Consider the following 21412-nt stretch of genomic DNA (forward strand, 5'->3'; position numbering starts at 1 on the left):
GGTAATCCCCCCATTTTTTGGAGCACTCAAAAGTAGAGGTCATGCGGCCTGTGCCAAGCGCTGTTTCGGCGTGTAGCCGCCCAGCGCCATATTGGGCCGCTCATGGTTATAAACCCACAGCCAGTTCGTGGCAAATTCCTGTAACTCATTCAGTGACTCAAACAGGTAATGGCCCAACCAGTCGTAACGCACAGTGCGGTTAAATCGCTCTATGTAGGCATTCTGCTGCGGGTTGCCTGGCTGGATATACCTCAGCGCAATCCTCTTCTGCTGCGCCCATTGCTTGAGCTCTTCGCTGATGTATTCCGGACCATTATCACAGCGGATTGCGGCTGGTTTGCCCCGCCACTCGATGACCTGCTCCAGCACCCGTTTGACTCGCGAGGCAGGCAAGGAAAAATCCACCTCGATGCACAGTGCTTCGCGATTGAAGTCATCGATCACATTAAACAACCGCACCGAACGACCATCGCTGAGCTGGTCATGCATAAAGTCCATCGACCAACAGTGATTCGGTTGGTCAGGGACTGCCAACGGCTCCGGCTTGGCGCGTACTAGCCGCTTCTTGGGTTTTATCCGCAGATTGAGCTCTAGCGCCCGATAGATCCGGTAGACCCGCTTGTGGTTCCAGCCAAAGCCTTTGACGTTACGCAGGTACAGGAAGCACAGTCCGAAACCCCAGTTGCGCTGGTTGGCGGTGAGGCGCAGTAGCCAGTCGGCAATCTCCTGGTTTTCATCAGCCAGCACGGGCTGATAACGGTAGCAACCCTCGCTCACCTTGAACACCTGGCAAGCCAGACGGATAGAAATGGCGTAATGAGCCACAGCCTTGGTCGCCATCTCCCTGCGGGCAGATGGCGTCACCACTTTTTTGCCATCGCCTCGGAGATGATCTCAGCCTTTAGGCGCTCCTCGGCATACATCTTCTTAAGGCGACGATTTTCCTCTTCCAGCTCTTTGAGGCGCGCCATGAGAGAGGCATCCATGCCACCGAATTTGGAGCGCCACTTGTAGAAGGTGGCGGAGCTGATGCCATGCTCACGGCAGAGCTCAGGGACGGGTGAACCAGACTCGGCCTGCTTGAGGATGGCGATGATCTGTGCATCGCTAAAGCGTGATGTTTTCATGTAGAACCTCCTGCGTTCAAGATACGAGAAAATTCTACTTATGAGCACCTCAGTTTTTCGGGGGGATTACCTCAGCACCTCGGAGAGCAGCTTGCCAGCCAGATGGGTACAGGTGACGCCGTGGCCGCTGTAGCCCTGCATGTAGTAGATGTTGGGGCCGATGCGACCAAACTGCGGCAGCCGTGACAGGGTGAGCAGGAAGTTGCCGGTCCAGGTGTACTCCACCTTGACGTCGGCCAGCTGCGGGAAGGTCTTGAGCATCTTGGGGATGATCAGCCGCTCGATATCCGCCGGATCCCGCGCGCCATAGACCACGCCGCCGCCATAGAGCAGCCGGTGATCGCCGGAGGTGCGGTAGTAGTCGAGCAGGTAGTTGCAATCCTCCAGACAGTAGTTTTGCGGCAGCAGTGAACGGGCCCGCTCCTCTCCCAGCACTTCGGTGGCGATCACCTGGGTGCCGCAAGGCATGCTCTTGCTGGCCAGTTCCGGCACCAGATTGCCGAGGTAGGCATTGCCCGCCACCACCACAAAGCGCGCCTTCACCGCCCCCTTGGCGGTCTTGACCAAGGCTGGCTGCCCCGGGGTGATACTGGTGACGGCGGATTGTTCGAAGATCTGCCCCCCCTGGATGCGGATGGCTTCAGCCTCCCCCAACGCCAGATTGAGCGGGTGAATATGGCCGCCGCTCTTGTCGAGCAGGGCGCCGACGTAGCGATCGCTCGCGACCACCTCGCGCACCCCCTTGGCATCGAGCAGTTCCAGCTGGTCGTTGCCCCACTTCTGCCAGCGGGCGTATTGGGATTTGAGCTCGTGCAGCTGCTTCTCGGTCTCGGCGGCAAAGACGCCCCCCTCCTGCAGATCGCACTGGATGTTGTAGCGCTTGATCCGCTCGCGGATGATCTGGCCCCCCTCAAACAACATGGAACCGAGCAGCCTGGCCTGATCCGGTGGGCAGTTCGCTTCTATGGTGTCGATGTCGCGGCTGTAGGAGTTGACGATCTGGCCACCGTTGCGACCGCTGGCGCCAAAGCCGACTCGTGCGGCCTCCAGCACCACCACCTTGTAGCCTTTTTCTACCAGATGCAGCGCGCTGGAGAGGCCAGTATAGCCCGCCCCGATGACGCAGACATCGCACTCCAGCTGCTCGGTCAATGTCGGATAGGGCGCGTGTTTATTGGCGCTGGCTGCGTAGTAACTGTTTACATGTTCGGTCATGATCCCTGTTTCCTTACCGGTTCGGTTGCCAAACTACTGTCAGGATTAAAAGCTCGCCGGGGTGTGGGCGCTGACGATGCGACAGGTCTCCCCCGACGGATTGCTGAAGCTGTGGGGCTCGCCGGTGTCGATCACATAGCTGTCGCCCGCCTCCAGCTGATAACTCTGGCCCGCCACCGTCAGGATCACCGACCCCTCCAGCACAGTGCCGACCTCCTCCCCCTGATGGGTCACCTGACCGCCAGTGTCGGTGCCGGGGGGATAGGTCTCCAGCATAAAGCCGAGCTGGCGGCGGTTGTTGCCGTTGTGCACCAGCTTGAGGGAGACCCCCTGACTGCCCAGCTCGATCAGCTGATCCGCCTTGATCACCACTTCCGGAGTGCGGCTCTCCTCCTCGGCGAAGAAGCGCGACAGCGGCAGGCCGTAGATGGTGAGCAGCTTTTGCAGGGAGGCCACAGAGGGGCTCACCTTGTCCTGCTCGATCATGCAGATGGCGCCATGAGTCAGGCCGCTCAACTCGGCCGCTCGCCGCTAGGAGAGCCCCAGCTGATGGCGCACCGCCGCCAACCGTTCCCCCATGGTGCGCGCCCCGGCGTCAGCCCCACTCAACGGCCGAGCCACGCTCTCCCGACTCTGCGGCCCGCTCATGACAAGCCCCCTGCTGCGCCATGTCTGCATCCTTGCATCATCAGCCTCTCCTGCTTGCGCGTGATCGCATCGGATCAGGCGCTGCCTGTTTACCCTGCTGGTTAAAATAGCCGACCAGCTTTCCCTTGCCGTTCACTATGTTACACAGCGAAACCGTTCATTATTTTGCACACCTGATTTACCATCCCCCGGTCGTCTGCCCACTTGCAGCCTGCAAGCGAACCGGAGAAAGCGCGCTACACAGCCCATTTTCTAGCATGGCGCCCCCCAGCAATTCAAATATATTTAACACTTGAAAAACATTTCAGCTCAAATTATGGTCTTCCTGTGCTTATTATTTTATACGGCAGCGGCGCAGGAAGGGTCGGCTTACTCCGGCAACCAGCTGCTCTGACCCACACTCGAGGCTTCTCATGTCAGGAACAACATCCCACTCCAGCTTGATCACATCCCGCGCCTATATAGATGGACAGTGGTGCGAGGCCGCCAGCGGCCGCACCTTCGAGGTCACCAACCCCGCCAGCGGTGCCGTCATTACCCAGGTGCCCGACATGGATGCCGAGGATACCCGCCGCGCCATCGCGGCCGCCCACGCGGCGCAACCCGCCTGGGCGGCGCTGACCGCCAAGGAGCGCAGCAACAAGCTCTACGCCTGGTTTGCCGCCATCACAGCCCACAGCGACGAGCTGGCCCGCATCATGACCTGCGAGCAGGGCAAGCCGCTGGCGGAAGCCAAGGGGGAAGTGGCTTACGGCGCCAGCTTTATCCAGTGGTTCGCCGAGGAGGGCAAGCGCGCCTATGGCCGCACCATCCCGGGCTTTAGCGGCGATCGCCGGTTGGCCACCATCAAGCAGCCGGTGGGCGTGGTCGCCGCCATCACTCCGTGGAATTTCCCGATAGCCATGATCACCCGCAAAGCGGGCCCGGCGCTGGCCGCAGGTTGCACTATCGTCATCAAACCTGCCGCCGAAACCCCGCTCTGTGCGCTGGCGCTGGCGCTGCTTGCCGAGCTGGCGGGCATCCCCGCCGGTGTCATCAATATCGTCACCAGCCATCAGGCGAGCGCGGTGGGCAACGAGCTGTGCAGCAATCCGGTGGTGCGCAAGCTCTCCTTCACCGGCTCCACCCGCATCGGCAAACTGCTGATGCGCCAGTGCGCCGACACCATGAAGAAGCTGTCGCTGGAGCTGGGCGGTAACGCCCCCTTTATCGTCTTTGACGACGCCGACCTCGACGCCGCCGTGGCCGGGGCGCTCGCCTCCAAATACCGCAACGCCGGGCAGACCTGTGTCTGCGCCAACCGGATTCTGGTGCAGGCCAGCGTCTATGACGCCTTCGCCGAGAAGCTGACTGCCGCCGTCAAAGCCTTCAAGGTGGGAGATGGCATGGCGGAGGGCACCCAGATCGGCCCGCTCATCAACCCGGCCGCCGCCAGCAAGGTGGCCGAGCTGGTGCAGCAATCGGTCGCCGCCGGTGCCGAACTGCTGCTGGGGGGTGAAGCTCACCCCGCCGGTCCCCTTTTTTACCGCCCCACCATTCTGGGCAAGGTGGATAAAACCAACCCCATCCTGCAGGAAGAGATCTTCGGACCGGTGGCTCCGCTGGTACGCTTCGAGACGGAAGCCGAAGCCATCGCCATTGCCAACGACACCCCTTATGGCCTGGCCGCCTACTTCTATGGCCGCGATATCGCACGGGTGTGGCGCGTCGCCGAGCAGCTGGAGTACGGCATGGTCGGCATCAACGAGGGGATCATCTCCACCGAGCTGGCCCCCTTTGGCGGGATCAAGGAGTCGGGTCTGGGTCGGGAGGGTGCAGCCGAGGGGCTGGAGGAGTATCTGGAGACCAAATACCTCTGCTTTGGCGCCATTCGCTAGGGCAGCAACAGAGAGACAAGGCGCCGCCGATCTGGCCCGATGGGCTGATCGGCGGTGATGGGCGCCAAAACGCCTGCCACATTTTCAGGGAATATCGGGGGCTGTGGCCCCTCAGGGAGGAAAGATGAGTCAGTCAGAATCAAACAAGGCGTGGCAAGCGCGCCGCGAAGCATCAGTGGTCAATGGCGTTGGCACCCTGCTGCCGGTCTTTATCGACCGTGCGCAAAATGCCGAGCTGTGGGATGTGGAGGGCAACCGCTACATCGACTTTGCCTCCGGCATCGCCGTGCTCAATACCGGCCACAACCACCCCAAAGTGGTGGCGGCGGTGCGCGAGCAGCTGGAAAAGTTCAGCCACACCTGCTTTCAGGTCACCCCCTACCCCGGCTATATCGAGCTTGCCGAGAAGCTCAATGCCCTGGTACCCGGCCCGACGCCGAAGCGCACCCTGTTTCTCTCCACCGGCGCCGAGGCGGTCGAGAACGCCATCAAGATTGCCCGTGCCCACACCGGTCGCAGCGGCACCATCGCCTTCAAGGGGGGCTTTCACGGCCGCACCATGATGGGGATGGCGCTCACCGGCAAGGTGGTGCCCTACAAGACCGGCTTTGGCCCCTTCCCTGGGGAGGTCTACCACATCCCCTTCCCCGCCGATTATCTCGGGGTGAGTGAAGAGGATGCCCTGCACGCCCTCGAGCTCTGCTTCAGCGCCGATATCGAGCCGAATCGCGTCGCCGCCATCATCATCGAACCGGTGCAGGGTGAAGGGGGCTTCTATCCCGCCTCCCCGAGCTTTATGCAAAAGCTGCGCAGCGTCTGCGACCAGCACGGCATTCTGCTGATCTGCGACGAGATCCAGAGCGGTTTTTGCCGTACCGGCAAGACCTTCGCCACCGAGTATGCCGGCATCGAGCCGGACATCATGACGTTGGCCAAGAGTCTGGCGGGTGGCTTCCCCCTCTCCGCCGTGGTGGGCAAGGCGGAGATCATGAACTCGGCCAAACCGGGTGGTCTGGGTGGCACCTATGCGGGGTCCCCCATTGCCTGCGCCGCCGCGCTGGCGGTATTGCAGGTGATCGACGAGGAGAAACTCAACCAGAAAGCGCTGGATCAGGGGGAGCAGATCAAGGCGGGGCTGGAACGCATAGCCGAGCGTTTTGACTGCATAGGTCAAATTCGCGGCCCCGGTGCCATGGTGGCCATGGAGCTGGTAAAACGGCGTGATGCCAGTCAGCCCGATCCCGACCTTACCAAGCGACTGGTGGCCGAGGCGGGCAAACGGGGTCTGGTCCTGCTCTCATGCGGGGTGCGCGCAAATGTCATCCGTTTTCTCGCCCCCCTGACAGCCCCTGCGGCAGTGATTGACGAGGGGCTGCAACTCCTTGAAAAATCACTGGAGGCCGTGCTGGCCTGACCAGCAGGAAAGTGACCACTTACCTGTGCAAATAAATGCAATTTTGCCCCCTTTTTTTCTTGTCAAGGGGGCCCTGCAAATGCACAATGCGCCGCCACTGAAAGAACCGATGTAAAACAATGGCATCGGTTCTTTTTTAGACAGTGAACAAACCCATAAACGAGGCCGGATCACCCCCGGAAAAGATAGCGAGATTGGCAGCAGTCTCCCGACACCAAGTCTAGTGAGGAACAACATGGGGCATCTCAATGCTTTCCAACCGGCCATGGCCGGTGTGCGCCGCCCTGGCGCCCTTGATTCCCGGGCCTCTCTCCCGGTTTCGTTGATGGACCGTGCCACTCTGGCACTGCATGAGGAACATGCATAATGGCGGCCCAGCAGGTTGGTCTGAAAAAGACCCTCAAACTGTGGCAGGTCGTGGTTATGGGACTGGCGTACCTCACCCCCATGGCGGTGTTCGACACCTTCGGCATCGTTACCGAGATCACCGAAGGCCATGTGCCGACCGCCTACCTGTTTGCTCTCATCGGCATGCTGTTCACTGCCCTGAGCTACGGCCATCTGGTGCGCAAGTTCCCGTCAGCCGGCTCCGCCTATACCTATGCCCAGAAGGTGTTTCACCCCTATGTCGGCTTTATGGTGGGCTGGACCTCCCTGCTCGATTACATGTTCATGCCGATGATCAATATGCTGCTGGCCAAGATCTATCTGGAAGCCCTCTTCCCGAACGTAGAGCCCTGGACCTATATCTTCGGTCTGGCGGCGGTGATGACCGCCCTCAACCTGCGCGGCATCAAGCTGGTGGCCAACTTCAACAGCCTGATCGTGGTGATGCAGTTCAGCATCATCGCCATCTTCATCGGCCTGATCGCCTGGGGCGTTCACAATGGTGAGGGGCTGGGGACCGTGGCCAGCAGCCGTCCCTTCTTCTCCGAGCAGATCCAGGTGTCACCGCTGCTGATGGGGGCCTCGATCCTCTGTCTGTCGTTCCTCGGTTTTGACGCCATCAGTACCCTGTCGGAAGAGACCCCGGACGCGGATCGGGTGATCCCCCGCGCCATCGTGCTGACGGCGCTGATCGGCGGTGTGCTGTTTGTCACTACCTCCTACTTCCTGCAGCTCTACTTCCCGGACATCTCCCGCTTCCAGCATCCGGATGCGGTACTGCCGGAGATCGCCCTCTATGTCGGCGGCAAGCTGTTTCAGGCGGTGGTGCTGGTCAGCACCACAGTAGCGGTGCTGGCCTCGGGGCTCGCCTCCCACGCCGGTGTATCGCGCCTGCTCTACGTGATGGGTCGTGATCGCGCTCTGCCTGCCCGCTTCTTCGGCTACATCCATCCGAAGTGGCAAACCCCAGCGTTCAACGTGCTGCTGGTCGGCCTGCTGGCCCTCTCTGCAGTGTCGCTGGATCTGGAGATGGCGCTGGCGCTGATCAACTTCGGCGCCCTGGTGGCCTTCACCTTCGTCAATCTGGCGGTGATTGCCCACTTCTATGTGAAGCTGGGCCGCAACAAGTGTCTCAAGGATCACCTGATGTACCTGCTGCTGCCGCTCTGTGGCGCCGCCTGCATCGGGGTGCTGTGGCTCAACCTCGAGCCCTCTTCCTTCGAGCTGGGTCTGATCTGGGCGGCGCTGGGGGCCATCTACCTGTTCCTGCGCCTCACCGTGTTCCGCATCCCGCTGCATACCGCCGACAAGGTGGAGATCGCCCAGTAACCGCTGGCCCCCTCCCACCGATAGCGAACAAGGAGCCTGTGGGCTCCTTGTTGTTTTTGCGGCGCGCTGATTGCCAGCAGCACGGGTTGCCAGAAATGCGGTTTCTGCAGAAAGTGTGACTGATTTCAAATAACTACCCAGCCGGACTGCTCCCCGGGTCATGGCCCGAGCCGCGTAGCCTTCTATCCTCAGTCATTAATGTGAATGGATATGCAGCCACTCTTTATCCACTTCACCCCCTTCCATCCCCCGCCAGCCGATAAGTTCGCTGGACTCGAGCCCGGGGGAGCGCCGCCAAATATGATCAGGATCAATGTTGAGGCGCTATGCACCCTGCAGCCCCGATTTGCCGATTTTTCATACGCCATGACAGGGTTCTCTTCCCCCCCGAAAAAGGGGGAGCGGCTCGGGGACGGCTGCAGGGGGCGAGTGACCACTTACCTGCCCCGTACGTATGCAAAAAAATGCGTTAATCCGCCCTTTTTTGCTTGTCAAGGGGGCTGACCGAATGCACAATACGCCGCCAATAAAGGACCGATGTTCACTGCGACATCGGTTTTTGTATTTTTGAAGTGCAGTACAAACCCACCACAAGAGGCCGGAACGTTTCCGGAAGTGATATTCGAGATTGCCAAACAATCTCCCGACGTTGAGAGGATAACAATGGGGCGTTTTAATGCTTTCCTGCCGGTACAGCCCGGTATGCGCCTCCCCGGCGCCCTTGATATACAGGCTTGCGAATCCATCGTATCCCTGCGCTCGTTGCAAGCACGTGCTGCGGCACTGATTGAGGAGAAAGCGTAATGGCATCGCAAAACGCCAAGCTGCTCAAGACCCTTACCCTGACCCAAGTGATCGTCATGGGTTTGGCCTACCTGACCCCCATGGCTGTATTCGATACCTTCGCCATCGTCGGTGACATCACCGAAGGCCGGGTCGCCACTGCCTACCTGCTGGCCCTCGGCGGCATCCTGCTGACCGCCTTCAGCTACGGCCATCTGGTGCGCAAGTTCCCCTCTGCGGGCTCTGCCTATACCTACGCCCAGAAAGTGTTCAACCCCTACATCGGTTTCATGGTCGGCTGGTCCTCCCTGCTCGACTACATGTTCATGCCGATGATCAACATCCTGCTGGCCAAGATCTACCTGACCGCCATGTTCCCGGGTGTCGAGCCCTGGGTGTTCATCTTCGGTCTGGTGACCGTAATGACCTTCCTGAACCTGCGCGGCATCAATCTGGTGGCCAACTTCAACGGTCTGATCGTGGTGATCCAGCTGGCCATCATCACCCTCTTTATCGGCCTGATGGCGTGGGGCATCTACCACGGTGAAGGGGCTGGCACCCTGATGAGCAGCCGTCCGTTCCACTTCGAGTCAGCACAGCTGGTACCGCTCTTTACCGGTGCGACCATTCTCTGCTTCTCGTTCCTGGGCTTTGACGGTCTGAGTTCCCTCTCCGAAGAGACTCCGAATGCCGGCAAGGTGATCCCCAAGGCGATCGTGCTGACTGCCCTGATCGGCGGCATCATTTTCGTGGTGGTCTCTTACTGCCTGCAGCTCTACTTCCCGAGCCTCGCCCGCTTCCAGCATCCGGATGCGGTACTGCCGGAGATCGCGCTCTACGTTGGCGGCACCTTCTTCCAGTCCGTGGTGCTGGTCTGCACCACGGTCGCGGTACTGGCCTCCGGCATGGCGGCTCACGCCGGTGTGTCGCGCATCCTCTACGTGATGGGGCGTGACCGCATGATCCCGGAGCGGGTGTTTGGCTACATCCACCCGAAATACCGTACTCCGGCCATCAACGTGCTGATGGTGGGCGGTCTGGCCCTCTCCGCCGTGTCGTTTGATCTGGATACCGCGCTGGCGCTGGTCAACTTCGGCGCACTGGTGGCGTTCAGCTTCGTCAACCTGTCGGTGATCGGTCAGTTCTGGGTGCGCGAGAAGCGCAACAAGACCCTCAAGGATCACGTCATCTACCTGTTGATGCCGCTGCTCGGCGCCGCCACCATAGGTGCTCTCTGGATCAACCTGGAGCAGAGCTCGCTGGAGCTGGGCCTGATCTGGGCTGGCCTCGGCGCAACCTATCTGTTCCTGCGTCTGGCGGTGTTCCGCATCCCGTTCCGTCAGTACGAGGAAGCAGCTGACGCCTGATCCTTTGCGGATAACGGATAGACAGAAGGGGAGCCATGGCTCCCCTTTTTGCTGCCGGTCTGTGGCCGGTCACACGGGCTTGGGCCCGGTCTGCTTACTACTTATCCAGTACGGCGGTCGCCGCAGCCTTGAGCGGATCGCGAGCGATGGTCTTGGCATCCTGCTCCGCCTTGTGCAGCTGCTGGTTTGCCTTGTCCATCTTCTGCTGCATACCGTTGCCGCTCTCCTTGAGGTCGGCACGCTTCTCGCCCAGCAGGTCGTTGCGGCCTTTTTGCACCTCAGCTTTCACCTTCTCTTTCTCCTGCTTCACCAGCTTGCTGGTATCACAGTTGCCCTTGACCCCCAGAGTGGCATTCACCGCTTCGTTTTTGAGGGCCTTGTCGAGGTTGCAGTCGGTTTTCAACAGGCTGGCCTGTGCCCCTGCCGAGAGCAGCCCCAGCGACAGAGAGAGGATCCATGCACGCATCATCTTGTTTACTCCTGCTTGCCAATAAAGGGGCGCAGTGTAGCGATCACATTCCGGCTGACAAGGCGGCAGAGCTTTCGTCCCCCCTTTTGCCACCCCAGAGCCAACCGGCTCGGTCAGCGCCTGTCGCCGCAGTTCATCGTCATAAAAACATCATCGAAATGTCACGTTGTCATATTTCTGTCATTAACCATTGATTAAATGCGCGGGTCATCAACAACCCAAGACGGAACGACCGTCTCAAGAGGCTTTATGCAACACCATCACTCCTTGTCACAGCCGCCCGCGACCCGCGCCCTGTTCAACTGGATGAGTGTCATCGTACTGGTCTACCTGATCCTGGTTGCCGTGGGCGCCATCTCCCACGGCTTCAAAGATTTCTCCGGCGGCGCCGAGGGCGCAGCCCAGATCTTCGCCTTTGCCAACAACCCCTTTGTCGCCCTGCTGCTGGGTATTCTCGCTACCGCGCTGGTGCAATCCTCCAGCACCGTCACCTCGGTGATCGTCGGTCTGGTGGCTGGCGGCCTGCCCATCAGCATGGCCATCCCCATGGTCATGGGTGCCAACCTCGGTACCACCATCACTAACACCATCGTCTCCATGGGCCATGTGCGGGATCGCGCCGAGTTCCGTCGCGCCTTCGCCGCCGCCACCGTGCACGACTTTTTCAACCTGCTGGCGGTGTTCATCTTCCTGCCGCTGGAACTGATGTTCGGTCTGCTGCAACACAGCGCCGAGTGGCTGGCCAACCTGCTGGTAGGCTCCGCCAACATGTCGATGAAGGGCATGGACTTCATGAAGCCGCTGACCGCTCCGGCCCAGCAGCTGATTGACAGCGCCGTTGCCTTCCTGCCGGGCAAGGGTGCCGCCATCGCGACCATCATCATCGGTATCCTGCTGATCCTCGCCTGCGTCACTTATCTCGGCAAAGTGCTGCAACAGGTACTGGTTGGCCGCGCCAAAGAGGTGCTGCACAAGGCGCTGGGCCGTGGCCCGCTGACCGGCATTACCTCCGGTGCGCTGGTGACCATCATGGTGCAATCCTCCTCCACCACCACCAGCCTGATGATCCCGCTGGCCGGCGGCGGCGTGTTCAGCACCCGTCAGCTCTACCCCTTCACCCTGGGGGCCAATATCGGTACCACCATTACCGCCCTGCTGGCTGCCACCGCCATCAGCGGAGCCGGTGCCCAGCTGGCCCTGACCATCGCGCTGGTCCACGTGCTGTTCAACCTCTTTGCCGTGGTCATCATCTATGGCATCCCCTTCCTGCGCGACCTGCCGGTACGCGCCGCCGAGGGGCTGGCCCGGGTAGGCAGCGAGAACAAGCTGCTGGCTCTGGGTTATGTGACAGGTCTCTTCTTCGCCCTGCCCGCCCTGATGATGGTGGCCGCCAAGTAAGCGCCGCCGCCATGACAAGGGGCGAGTCACCGACTCGCCCCTTTTTGCGTCCAGCTCGCCGGGCTTTGCCTGCCCGCTCACATCCTCCCGCCCTGTGGCTCGCCATCAGGGGCTGTGCGCGATAAGATGGCGCCCTCATTGCACTTTTTACATTTCATGGAACAGGAAAAACCGATGAAATTCATACTGATCGCGCTGCTCATCGCCGGTGTGGCCTACTACTTCTACTCCAGCAGCAACAACAAGAAGCTGGCGGCCGACAACGTGCGGATTGGCGCCGAGTTCCTCGCCAGCAACAAGGAGAAACCGCTGGTGACCACCACCGCCTCCGGCCTGCAGTACGAAGTGCTGACCCCGGGCACCGGCACCGTTCACCCCACCGCCACCAGCAAGGTGAAGGTGCATTACGAGGGCAAGCTGCTGGACGGCACCGTCTTTGACAGCTCGATCGCCCGTGGCGAGCCCATCGAGTTTGGCCTCAATCAGGTGATCGCTGGCTGGACCGAAGGGGTGCAGCTGATGGTGGAAGGTGAGAAGACCCGTTTCTACATCCCTGCCAACCTCGCCTACGGCGACCGTGCCGCTGGCAAAATCCCGCCGGGATCAGTCCTGATCTTTGACGTGGAGCTGTTGGGTATCCAGTAACCGCGCAGGATGCTCCAGTGGCAATATCCCACTGAGCGCCCGTCCTGACCTTTGATGTGGAGCTGTTGGGCATCCAGTAAGCGCACCATCAGCAACAAGGCCAGCATTATGCTGGCCTTGTTGTTATGGGAACCTTACTCCCCCTTGGCGATCCCTTCCCGGCGTGGATCCGCTGCGCCAAACCAGCCGCCAGCGTTGCGCTCAACCCCCTGCAGGCCGGAGGTCTGCTCGTTAAGTACCACCTCATGTCCCCTCGCCTTCAATCCCTCGACCACCGACAGGGGGGTGCGTCCCGCTTCCAGCTCGGTGGGGCCGTTGCGGCTGCCAAAGTTGGGCAGGTTGATGGCCTGTTGCAGGTTCAGGCCCCAATCCTGGGTGCCGAGCAGGGTCTTGCCCACGTAGTTGATGATGGCGGAGCCCCCCGGCGAGCCCAGTGTCATGGTCAGCTCACCGCTTGGCTTGTCAAACACCAGCAGGGGTGACATGGAGGAGCGGGGCCGCTTGCCCGGCTCCACCCGGTTTGCCACCGGCAGACCGGCAGCATCTACCGAGGTGAAGGAGAAATCGGTGAGCTGGTTGTTGAGCAGGTAGCCGTTGACCATCTGACGCGATCCGAAACCATCCTCGATGGAGCTGGTCATGGAGATAGCCATCTCCGCCTTGTCGACGATCGAGACATGGCTGGTGGAGGGGAGTTCCGGGGTCGCATCCTTGCCACGCGCCAGCGCCAGTGGCGGCGTACCGGGCTTGGCAATCCCCATGGAGTGCTGACCGACAAGCTTGCCCCGCTCGGCCAGATAGCCCTTGTCCAGCAGCCCCTTCACTGGCACGCTGACAAAATCGCTGTCGGCGACGTACTGGTTGCGATCGGCGAAGGCGAGACGCGCCGCTTCACTGTAGAGATGGATAGCCTCGCTGGAGGCAGCCAGTCCCCCCTCCTTCGTGGTGATCGGCTTGAGGGCCGCCATATCGCGGCTCTCCAGCATGCCGAAGATCTGGCCGAGCGCCAGGGTGCCGGACGAGGGAGTGGGAAAACCGCAGATCTTGCTCTGGCGATAGTCAAAGCAGAGGCCATCCCGCACTTTGGCCTGATAGCTGGCCAGATCGGTGGCCGCCAGTACCCCGGGGTTGGTGGGATGTTGGCGTACCTTGGCCACCATGGCATCCGCCAGCGGCCCCCGATAGAAGGCATCCGCCCCCTCTGTGGCCAGAGTGCGCAGCACCTTGGCCAGCGCCGGATTGGTCAGCCGGGTACCCGCCGTTTTGGGGCTGCCATCCGCCTGATAGAAATAGGCACGCGCCTGCGGATCCCGTGCCAGATAGGGATCCTTGGCCAGCAATGTGGCCAGCCGTGGACTTATCACAAATCCTTGCTCTGCCAGCGTGATGGCGGGCTCGAACAGCACAGCCCATGGCAGCTTGCCATAACGTTGATGGGCCAGTGCCAGCGCGCGCAGGGTGCCGGGAACACCGACCGAGCGGCCCCCCACCACCCCGTCATAAAACGCCAGCGGCTTGCCATCTTGCATAAACAGCTGGTCGGTGGCGGCAGCCGGCGCCGTCTCGCGGCCATCCACCGCACTCACCTTGCGGCCATCCCACACCAGCAGCAGCGTCCCGCCACCGATCCCGGAGGATTGCGGCTCCACCAGTGTCAACACCAGCTGCACCGCAATGGCGGCATCGACGGCACTGCCACCGGCCTTGATGATTTGGTAACCCGCATCCACCGCCAGCGGGTTGGCGGCCGCCACCATGAAGTCATGGCCCTGCCAGCCCTGTTTGTCGGTCCAGCCACTGGCGGCTTCGGGTGCGATCAGGGTCTGGGCTGGCGGGGTGTAGTGAAAGCCATTGTCACTGGCACAACCGGCCAGCAGGGCAAGGGCGACAGCCAGCCCCAGAGGTTTGCGCAACATGACACTCTCCTTGTCTGTTTTATGACCATGAAGAGGGACTATGTCACGATTGGCGCTGACAGCTCAAGTTATTGAACAAGATCAATGTCTTACTCATCTATCAATAATGGCTATCCGTAACAAACATAAAAAAACCGCCCGAAGGCGGCTTTTACGATGGGATGGCAGAGGCCAAACAGGCGCAAGTCCGGTTAGATGGACTGCTCTTCGCCACCCAAGGCGGCAAACAGCGCCGGGATAAACTGGGACAGCTCGGCGGTGACCAGCGCGAAGTCCGCATCCAGACGGGCGGCCGGATCTTCGCTGTTGACGTCGTCGTTCTGCTCGCGCAGCTCTTCGCTGAATTTCAGGCGCTTGATGGAGAGATCATCCCCCAGCACGAAGCTGACAGTCTCGCCCCAGTTGAGGGCCAGCTTGGTCACCAGCTTGTCGTTGGCCAGGTGGTTCTTGATTTCATCCGTCATCAGATCCTGCTGCTTGCAGCGGATGATGCCGCCGTGCTCCATGGCACTGCGCAGCTCGGCTTCATCTTCCAGAGTGAAGGAGGCAGGCAGGTTACCCTCGTTCAACCACTCGGTCATGGTGATCTCGGGCGGGTTCTTGAGGGCCACCGGCACCACCGGCAGGGAGCCGATGGATTTGCGCAGCAGCGCCAGCAGATCGTCTGCCTTCTTGGCAGAACCTGCGTCCACCACCATCAAATTGTCGGCCGGATTGATCCAGGCGAAGGTCTGGCTGGTACGACTGAAGGCACGGGGCAGCAGGGTGTGGAGGATCTCCTCTTTCAGCGCTTCCTTCTCTTTCTTTTTGAGGGCGCGTCCCTGTTCGAACTCGATCGCCTCTACCTTCTCGGCCAGCATCTCCTTGACTACGGTACCGGGCAGCATCTTCTCCTCTTTGCGGGCGCAGATGAGGATGTGACCGGAGGCAGAGTGGGTCAGGGTTGAGCCGAATTTGCCAAGGGGCTTGACCCACCCGAAACGGGAGATGTCCTGACTGCCGCAAGGGGTGAAGGCACAGGCTTCCAGCTGGGTTTCCAGCTGATCAACGGTCAGGTCAAAGGGGCGGGTAAAGCGATAAATCTGCAGGTTTTTAAACCACATGGCGTCCTCGGTCTCTAGATTGTCCGGCGGGCATTGTACTAGAGAGGCGCTTTGTGATCAGCCAATCATTCTCGCTAAATAAAGGGCGATCGACCTCACAGGGTCTCATTTATGTCACCAGTTTGTTCATCAAGTTCTCCTAGACTGCGAAAGTAAATTGTTAATAAGGATGAAGGTATGTTGCGGCCCAGTCGCCCGGAAGACATGGAAGAGATCGTCGAAATCTGGTTGCTGGCCTCCCTGCAGGCCCACGATTTCGTCGATGCCTCCTGCTGGTGGCAGGCCCAGGAGGATCTGCGTACCCGCTATCTCGATCGCGCAGCCATCTGGGTGTTCGAGGAGCGTGGCGATCTGCTCGGTTTCATGGCGCTGGTGGACAACTATCTCGCCGCCCTGTTCGTACGCCCCGACCGTCAGGGGCGCGGCGTCGGCCACGCCCTGCTGCAGGAGGCCAAGCGTCAGGGGGCGTCGCTCCACGCCCGGGTCTTCGTCGAGAATGATCAGGCGGTGCGTTTCTATCGCCGCCACGGCTTCGTCATTGAGGCCGAGGAGTCCGATCCCCTTACCGGCCACCCCCAATACCGGATGTGCTGCGAACCTGCCTGAATCGATGCCAGCCCCCTGTTTTACTTGAAAAAAGCACGGGGCATCCTCATCTTGTCACCATCGGGTGCCACAGGCACCGTCCCTGCAACCGGGCTGCTTTCCAATGAAAATCCTCCATACCGCCGACTGGCACCTTGGCCACCAACTTCATGGTCATGACCGCCGTTTTGAACACGATGCCTTTCTCAACTGGCTGAGCGACACCCTCAAGGCGCGCGAGATTGACGCTCTGCTGGTAGCGGGTGATCTGTTTGATACCGCCAATCCCCCCGCCAGCGCCTGGCAACAGCTCTACCGCTTTCTGGCCAGACTGCGCGCCGAAATGCCCCGCCTCAACATGGTGCTGATCGGCGGCAACCACGACTCCCCCTCCAAGCTCGATGCCCCCCACGAGCTGCTGCGCGCCTTTGATCTGCATCTGGTGGGCAGCATCAGCCGCGACAGTGAGGGCAAGCTCGAGACCGACCGCCTGCTGGTACCGCTGCAAGACCGGGAGGGCAACATTGCCGCCTGGTGTGCCGCCGTGCCGTTCCTGCGCAGCAGCGATCTGCGGGTGGAACAGCTGGCTGAGGGGCAAGACAGGCTGATCGAAGGGGTACGGCAGGTCTATGCCGAGGTGCTGGCTGAAGGGCGCGCTCGCTGTGGGGAGGCGCTGCCACTGATTGTCATGGGCCACGCCTATCTGGCGGCGGGCCAGCTCTCGGAACTGTCAGAGCGGCGGGTGCTCGGCGGCAACCAGCACGCCCTGCCCGCCGAACTCTTTGCCGGTGCAGACTACACGGCGCTCGGCCACCTCCATCTGGCCCAGAGCCCGGCCGAGGGGGTGCACTACAGCGGTTCGCCACTACCGCTCTCGCTTGCCGAAGCGAACTACAACCATCAGGTGCTGGAAGTGACCTTTGCAGAAGGCAAACTGACCGGATTGGAGCGGATCCCGGTGCCCCGCGCGGTGGAGATGATCCGCCTGCCCCAGAGCACCCTCGACGACGCGCTGAACGCCATCGCATCGCTCGAGCTGCCTGCTTGTCCACAAGAGGCACAACCCTTCCTCGAAGTGCGGCTGCTGCTGCCCAAGCCCGAGGCGCGCATCCGCGAACGCATTCTGGCCGCCATCGCAGACAAACCGGTGCGTCTGGCCCGCATCAGCACCCAATATCAAGGCTCCGGTGAAGGGCTGGCCGATGGCCGCGAGCGGCGCAGGCTCGATGAGCTCTCCCCCACCGAGGTGTTTCGCCTCTGCTATCAGCGCCAGTTTGAAGGGGAGCCCGAGGCGGGGTTGGTTGCCTCGTTTGAAGAGATCCTGGAGCAGGTGAAGGAGTCAAACCAATGAAAATCTTGTCTCTGTCAGGTGAGAATCTGGCCAGTCTGACCGGCCCCTTCACCATCGACTTTACCAAGGGGGCGCTCGGCGCCGCCGGCCTGTTTGCCATCACCGGCAACACTGGCGCGGGCAAGAGCACCCTGCTCGACGCCATTTGTCTGGCTTTATACGACGAGATGCCGCGCTTTATCGCCAATCGCAAGAATGTGGCCGAAGTGGGCCGCATGGATGACGAAGAGAAGCTCAAGGCCAACGACGTGCGCGGCATCCTCAGTCGCGGCCACGCCAGCGGTTTTGCCGAGGTGCAGTTTCGTGGCTGTGATGGCCGCATCTGGCTGGCCCGCTGGGCGGTGCGCCGGGCGCGAAACCGCTCGGAGGGGCGTTTTCAGGCGCAAGAGCGCACCCTGACCGATGTGGAGTCAGGGCAGGTTTTCTCCGGCAGCAAGCGGGAGCTGCAGGATCGCATCGACGAGCTGGTGGGACTCTCCTGGGAGCAGTTCCGCCGTGCGGTGATCCTGCCGCAGGGGGAGTTTGCCGCCTTCCTCAAATCGGACGCCAACGAGCGCTCCGCCCTGCTCGAACGGATGACCGGCACCGAGCTCTACTCCGCCATCTCCATCCAGACCTATGAACGGGCGCGGGAGGAGCAGCAGAAGCTGGCCACCATCGCCCAGCGCCTCGGCGACGTGGCGCTGATGGACGAAGCGACCCGCGAACAGTGGGTGAGCCAGCAGATGAGCCTCTCCACCACCCTCAAGCACGAGCAGCAACAGCAGCAGCTGATGCAGGACTTGCGCGACCTCAATAGCCGCATTGCCGCCCAGCTGCAGGGCTGCGCCGAGGGGCAGGCGGCGCTCGATGCCGCCCTGCAGGCCCACGGCGCTGCGGCCCCCGAGCGCGAGGAGTTTGCCCGTGCCGAACAGGCCCAGGTGGCCCGCGCCGATCACGACGAGCTGGCCCGCCTCACCCTTGAGGTACAGCAGCAGGAGAAGCTGATCGCCGAGCTGGTACCAGAGCTGGCCAAACTCGAGGAGCAGACCCAGCAGAGCGCGCTGACCGAGCAGCAGTTGCTGGCGGAGAAGATCGCCGCCGAGCGGGAATGGGGTGCCCTGCAACCCGAACTCAAGCGGGCACAAGAGCTCGATACCCGCATCCGGGAGAAAGTGCAGCAGTTGCAGAAGATCCAGCAGGAGGGGGCACAGGAGCGAGAAGTGCAGCTCACCCTGGAGCAGGGCTGGCGCGAGCAGAGCAGACAGGTGGAACTGCTCAAGCAGCAGCACCAGCAGTGGGGCCTTTGGCTCGAAGAGCACAAGGAGCTGGCACCGGTTGCCCGCCAGTGGCAGCCCCTGCTCACCGCCATGCAGGATTGGGCCGAGGATGCCGACAAGCTGCAGCAACTGCTCACCCTGCGGGATCACAAGCTGCGCGCCCTGCAACAGTTGCAGCGCCAGCTGGAGCAAGGCCAGCAAGAGCGCGACTACTGGCAACATGAACAAGCTCGGCTGCAACAGCAACAGAACGAGCTGCAGGAGCAACAGTGGGAGAGCCGCCTCGCCAAGGCGCAGGAGCAGTGGCAGCAGCAGACCGAACAACTGGGTCAGCTGCGCCAGCTGCTGGAGCTGGCCGATTACGGCCGCAACCACGGCGAGCAGCATACCCGCCTGCAACAGGAGATTGGCCAGCTGGAGCAGGCCCTTGGCAAGCTCGCCACCCTTGGCGAAGAGCTGGCCCCCGCACGCGAGCGGCTCGCCCTGCAGCGGGACGAGGCGCGCCATGCGCTGGAGCAGTCCCGCGCCATCGCCAGCTTCGAGCAGTATCGCCATATCCTGAGCGATGGCGAACCTTGCCCGCTGTGCGGTTCTGGGGAACACCCCTACAGCCAGAGCCAGCCCCAGGTTGCGGGGATCCTGGGTCAGCTGGCGGAACGGGCCCGCAGCCTCGAACTGGAGTGGGATCGGCTCAATCATCAATACATCCAGTGCGAGAGCGAGCGTCAGGAGCTGGCCCGCCAGCTGGCGGTGCGCCAGCAACATCTGCCGGAGCTGGAGGCACGCGCCGAGCAGCTGACCCAGCGCTGGCAACAGCTGGGGGGCGATACCCTGCTCGGCCATCCGCTGCCGCTGCGCCAAAGCCCCATTGAGTGGAACGAGCTGATGAGCACCCTGCTTGGCCGTGGCCAGGCGCTGGAGCAGGGGTTGGCCCAGAGCCAGCAGCAGCTGCGTCAGGCCCAGCTTGGTCAACAACAGCTGCAAGGGGTGCGTCAGCAACTGAGCCAACTGGCTGCCCAGCACCAGCAGTTCGAGCAGCAGTGGCAGGAGGCCGACCGTCATCGCATTGCGCAGGAAGGGGAAGTGAAGGCAATGGGCGAGCAGGAAGCGACCCTGCGCCAGCGCCTCGAACAGGGGGGCAACCGTCTCGATGAACAGATGGCTGGCCAACCCTGGCGCCAGTGGCTCGGCAGCCAGCAGTGGCACGAGTGGCAGCGAGCCTGCGAAGCCTGGCTGCACGGCCAGAGCGAGTGGGAGCGGCTGGGCAGCGAGATCGCCAGCCTCACCCCCGCCCTGAGTGCGCAGGAGGCTCGCCTGCAGACCCAGCGCGAGCTGCTGCACAAACTCGAGCGGGACTACAAGGAGCATGAGCAGCAGCGGCAGGGGCTGCTCACCAGCCGCGCCGCCTGTCTGAATGGCGAGGAGATCCCGCTGGTCGAGAGCCGCTGGCAACAGCGGCTGCAACAACTCGCCAGCGAACTGGAGCTGATGCAAAGCAGCGCTCGTGCTCTGCGGGAGCGGCAGACCGAGCTCAAAACCCGCCTCACCCATGTGGAGCAGGAAAAGCAGACCAGCAGCCGCCGCAAGCGGGAGGTGCTGGGGCGCTGGGCTGCCCACGCCAGTACCCTCGGCATCGCCGAATACGACCTGCGCCGCCTACTGGCCATCACTCCCGATGAACTCAAGGCTCGCCGCACGGCCCTGCAAGGGTTGGAAGATGCCCTTGGTGAGGCGCGTACCCGCCTCGCCGAGCGGCAACGGGCGCTGGCACTGGAGGAGAGCAAGCGGGATCGCTATCGCGAGCATCACCCCGAGCTGGCTGCCCTGCCGGATGCAGAGCTGAGCGATCAGCTGGCGGCACTCGATGCCCGCTGCCGCGCCCTTGAAGAGCAGCTGTTCGAGTGCAAGAGCAAGCTGGCACAGGCCGAAGCCGCCGCTCTCAAGGCAGGCAGCCTGCAACAGGAGCTGGCCGCCCAGCAGGCGGTGGCCGACCACTGGCAGCAGCTGTGCGATCTGATTGGGCAGGCCAACGGCGCCAAGTTCCGCACCTTCGCCCAAAGCCTTACCCTCGAGCGTCTGCTGCTGGAGGCCAACGCCCAGCTCGCCGAGCTGTCGCCGCGCTACCGGCTGGAGCGGGTACCCGGCACCGATCTGGCGCTGCAAGTGGTGGATCTCGACATGGGGGATGAGGTGCGCTCGGTGGACTCCCTCTCCGGTGGCGAGAGTTTTCTGGTGTCGCTGGCGCTGGCGCTGGCCCTCTCCAGCCTCTCGTCACGGCAGACCCAGGTCGAGTCGCTCTTTATCGACGAGGGGTTTGGCACCCTCGATCCGGACAGTCTGGATCTGGCGCTCGCCAGCCTCGACTCCCTCCAAGCCGCCGGTCGCCAGATCGGGGTCATCTCCCACGTTCAGACCCTGGTGGAGCGGATTGGCGTGCAGATCAGAGTCGAAGCCCTCGGCGGTGGCGAGAGCCGGGTAGTGGTCCCCTGAGTAGCATCAGTTCCATCACCAATACCATCGGCTAAATCACTACGCCGGA

Annotated in this window: 13 protein-coding genes and 2 pseudogenes; 9 read left to right on the plus strand and 6 right to left on the minus strand. The window is 61.9% G+C overall.

All coding sequences use genetic code 11. The features are described from left to right. Nucleotides 1-39 precede the first annotated feature (39 nt). The 3 genes and pseudogenes from AB5Y97_RS14650 to puuR form a co-directional block, all read right to left on the minus strand. Nucleotides 40-1127 (minus strand): IS3-like element ISAs22 family transposase gene (locus tag AB5Y97_RS14650; RefSeq protein WP_088821966.1). Its coding sequence is split into 2 segments (ribosomal slippage): nucleotides 40-875 and nucleotides 875-1127, totalling 1089 coding nucleotides; the frame shifts between segments, so codons are not numbered across the junction. A gap of 72 nt (nucleotides 1128-1199) precedes the next feature. Continuing rightward, nucleotides 1200-2342: pseudogene (locus AB5Y97_RS14655) on the minus strand (NAD(P)/FAD-dependent oxidoreductase); the annotation flags it as partial. Nucleotides 2343-2387: 45 nt separating this feature from the next. Then, nucleotides 2388-2990 (minus strand): annotated as a pseudogene (gene puuR, locus AB5Y97_RS14660) (HTH-type transcriptional regulator PuuR). A 413-nt stretch (nucleotides 2991-3403) separates the two neighbouring features. Here puuR and AB5Y97_RS14665 point away from each other — a divergent pair. From AB5Y97_RS14665 to AB5Y97_RS14680, 4 genes are all read left to right on the plus strand, one after another. Continuing rightward, nucleotides 3404-4867, plus strand: coding sequence for an NAD-dependent succinate-semialdehyde dehydrogenase (locus tag AB5Y97_RS14665; RefSeq protein ID WP_139432651.1), 1464 nt, complete (start codon nucleotides 3404-3406; stop codon nucleotides 4865-4867). A gap of 124 nt (nucleotides 4868-4991) precedes the next feature. Beyond that, on the plus strand, nucleotides 4992-6281 hold the full coding sequence (gene gabT / locus AB5Y97_RS14670) for a 4-aminobutyrate--2-oxoglutarate transaminase (protein WP_199416669.1): 1290 nt from the start codon (nucleotides 4992-4994) through the stop codon (nucleotides 6279-6281). Nucleotides 6282-6647: 366 nt separating this feature from the next. Further along, on the plus strand, nucleotides 6648-7997 hold the full coding sequence (locus tag AB5Y97_RS14675; protein ID WP_204479803.1) for an APC family permease: 1350 nt from the start codon (nucleotides 6648-6650) through the stop codon (nucleotides 7995-7997). 803 nt (nucleotides 7998-8800) lie between these two features. Beyond that, complete coding sequence (locus AB5Y97_RS14680; RefSeq protein WP_204479806.1) at nucleotides 8801-10147, plus strand: APC family permease; 1347 nt, start codon at nucleotides 8801-8803, stop codon at nucleotides 10145-10147. 97 nt (nucleotides 10148-10244) lie between these two features. Here AB5Y97_RS14680 and AB5Y97_RS14685 read toward each other — a convergent pair whose 3' ends face one another. Continuing rightward, complete coding sequence (locus tag AB5Y97_RS14685) at nucleotides 10245-10616, minus strand: hypothetical protein (RefSeq protein ID WP_139411105.1); 372 nt, start codon at nucleotides 10614-10616, stop codon at nucleotides 10245-10247. Between the two features lie 249 nt (nucleotides 10617-10865). Here AB5Y97_RS14685 and AB5Y97_RS14690 point away from each other — a divergent pair, with 249 nt between their 5' ends. Continuing rightward, complete coding sequence (locus tag AB5Y97_RS14690; protein WP_005338243.1) at nucleotides 10866-12014, plus strand: sodium:phosphate symporter; 1149 nt, start codon at nucleotides 10866-10868, stop codon at nucleotides 12012-12014. A gap of 174 nt (nucleotides 12015-12188) precedes the next feature. Next, on the plus strand, nucleotides 12189-12659 hold the full coding sequence (locus AB5Y97_RS14695; protein ID WP_368158279.1) for an FKBP-type peptidyl-prolyl cis-trans isomerase: 471 nt from the start codon (nucleotides 12189-12191) through the stop codon (nucleotides 12657-12659). 134 nt (nucleotides 12660-12793) lie between these two features. Here AB5Y97_RS14695 and ggt read toward each other — a convergent pair whose 3' ends face one another. Both ggt and rdgC read right to left on the minus strand, forming a co-directional pair. Beyond that, nucleotides 12794-14575: a gamma-glutamyltransferase gene (ggt, locus tag AB5Y97_RS14700; protein WP_368158281.1), complete on the minus strand. Its 1782-nt coding sequence runs from the start codon at nucleotides 14573-14575 to the stop codon at nucleotides 12794-12796. A 191-nt stretch (nucleotides 14576-14766) separates the two neighbouring features. Then, a complete protein-coding gene (gene rdgC, locus AB5Y97_RS14705) occupies nucleotides 14767-15678 on the minus strand; it encodes a recombination-associated protein RdgC (protein WP_338774253.1) in 912 nt (303 codons plus the stop codon). 177 nt (nucleotides 15679-15855) lie between these two features. Here rdgC and AB5Y97_RS14710 point away from each other — a divergent pair, with 177 nt between their 5' ends. The 3 genes from AB5Y97_RS14710 to AB5Y97_RS14720 all read left to right on the plus strand — a co-directional run bounded on the left by AB5Y97_RS14710 (nucleotide 15856) and on the right by AB5Y97_RS14720 (nucleotide 21363). Further along, on the plus strand, nucleotides 15856-16284 hold the full coding sequence (locus AB5Y97_RS14710; RefSeq protein ID WP_005338252.1) for a GNAT family N-acetyltransferase: 429 nt from the start codon (nucleotides 15856-15858) through the stop codon (nucleotides 16282-16284). A 103-nt stretch (nucleotides 16285-16387) separates the two neighbouring features. Further along, nucleotides 16388-17614: an exonuclease SbcCD subunit D C-terminal domain-containing protein gene (locus tag AB5Y97_RS14715; RefSeq protein WP_368158285.1), complete on the plus strand. Its 1227-nt coding sequence runs from the start codon at nucleotides 16388-16390 to the stop codon at nucleotides 17612-17614. Continuing rightward, nucleotides 17611-21363, plus strand: a complete 3753-nt coding sequence (locus tag AB5Y97_RS14720; protein ID WP_368158286.1) for an AAA family ATPase — start codon at nucleotides 17611-17613, stop codon at nucleotides 21361-21363. The genes AB5Y97_RS14715 and AB5Y97_RS14720 overlap by 4 nt, the downstream gene beginning before the upstream one ends. The last annotated feature ends 49 nt before the right edge of the window (nucleotides 21364-21412 follow it).

Origin of the sequence: Aeromonas sp. R10-2 (assembly GCF_040908445.1) — a bacterium.
Taxonomy (GTDB): domain Bacteria; phylum Pseudomonadota; class Gammaproteobacteria; order Enterobacterales; family Aeromonadaceae; genus Aeromonas; species Aeromonas veronii.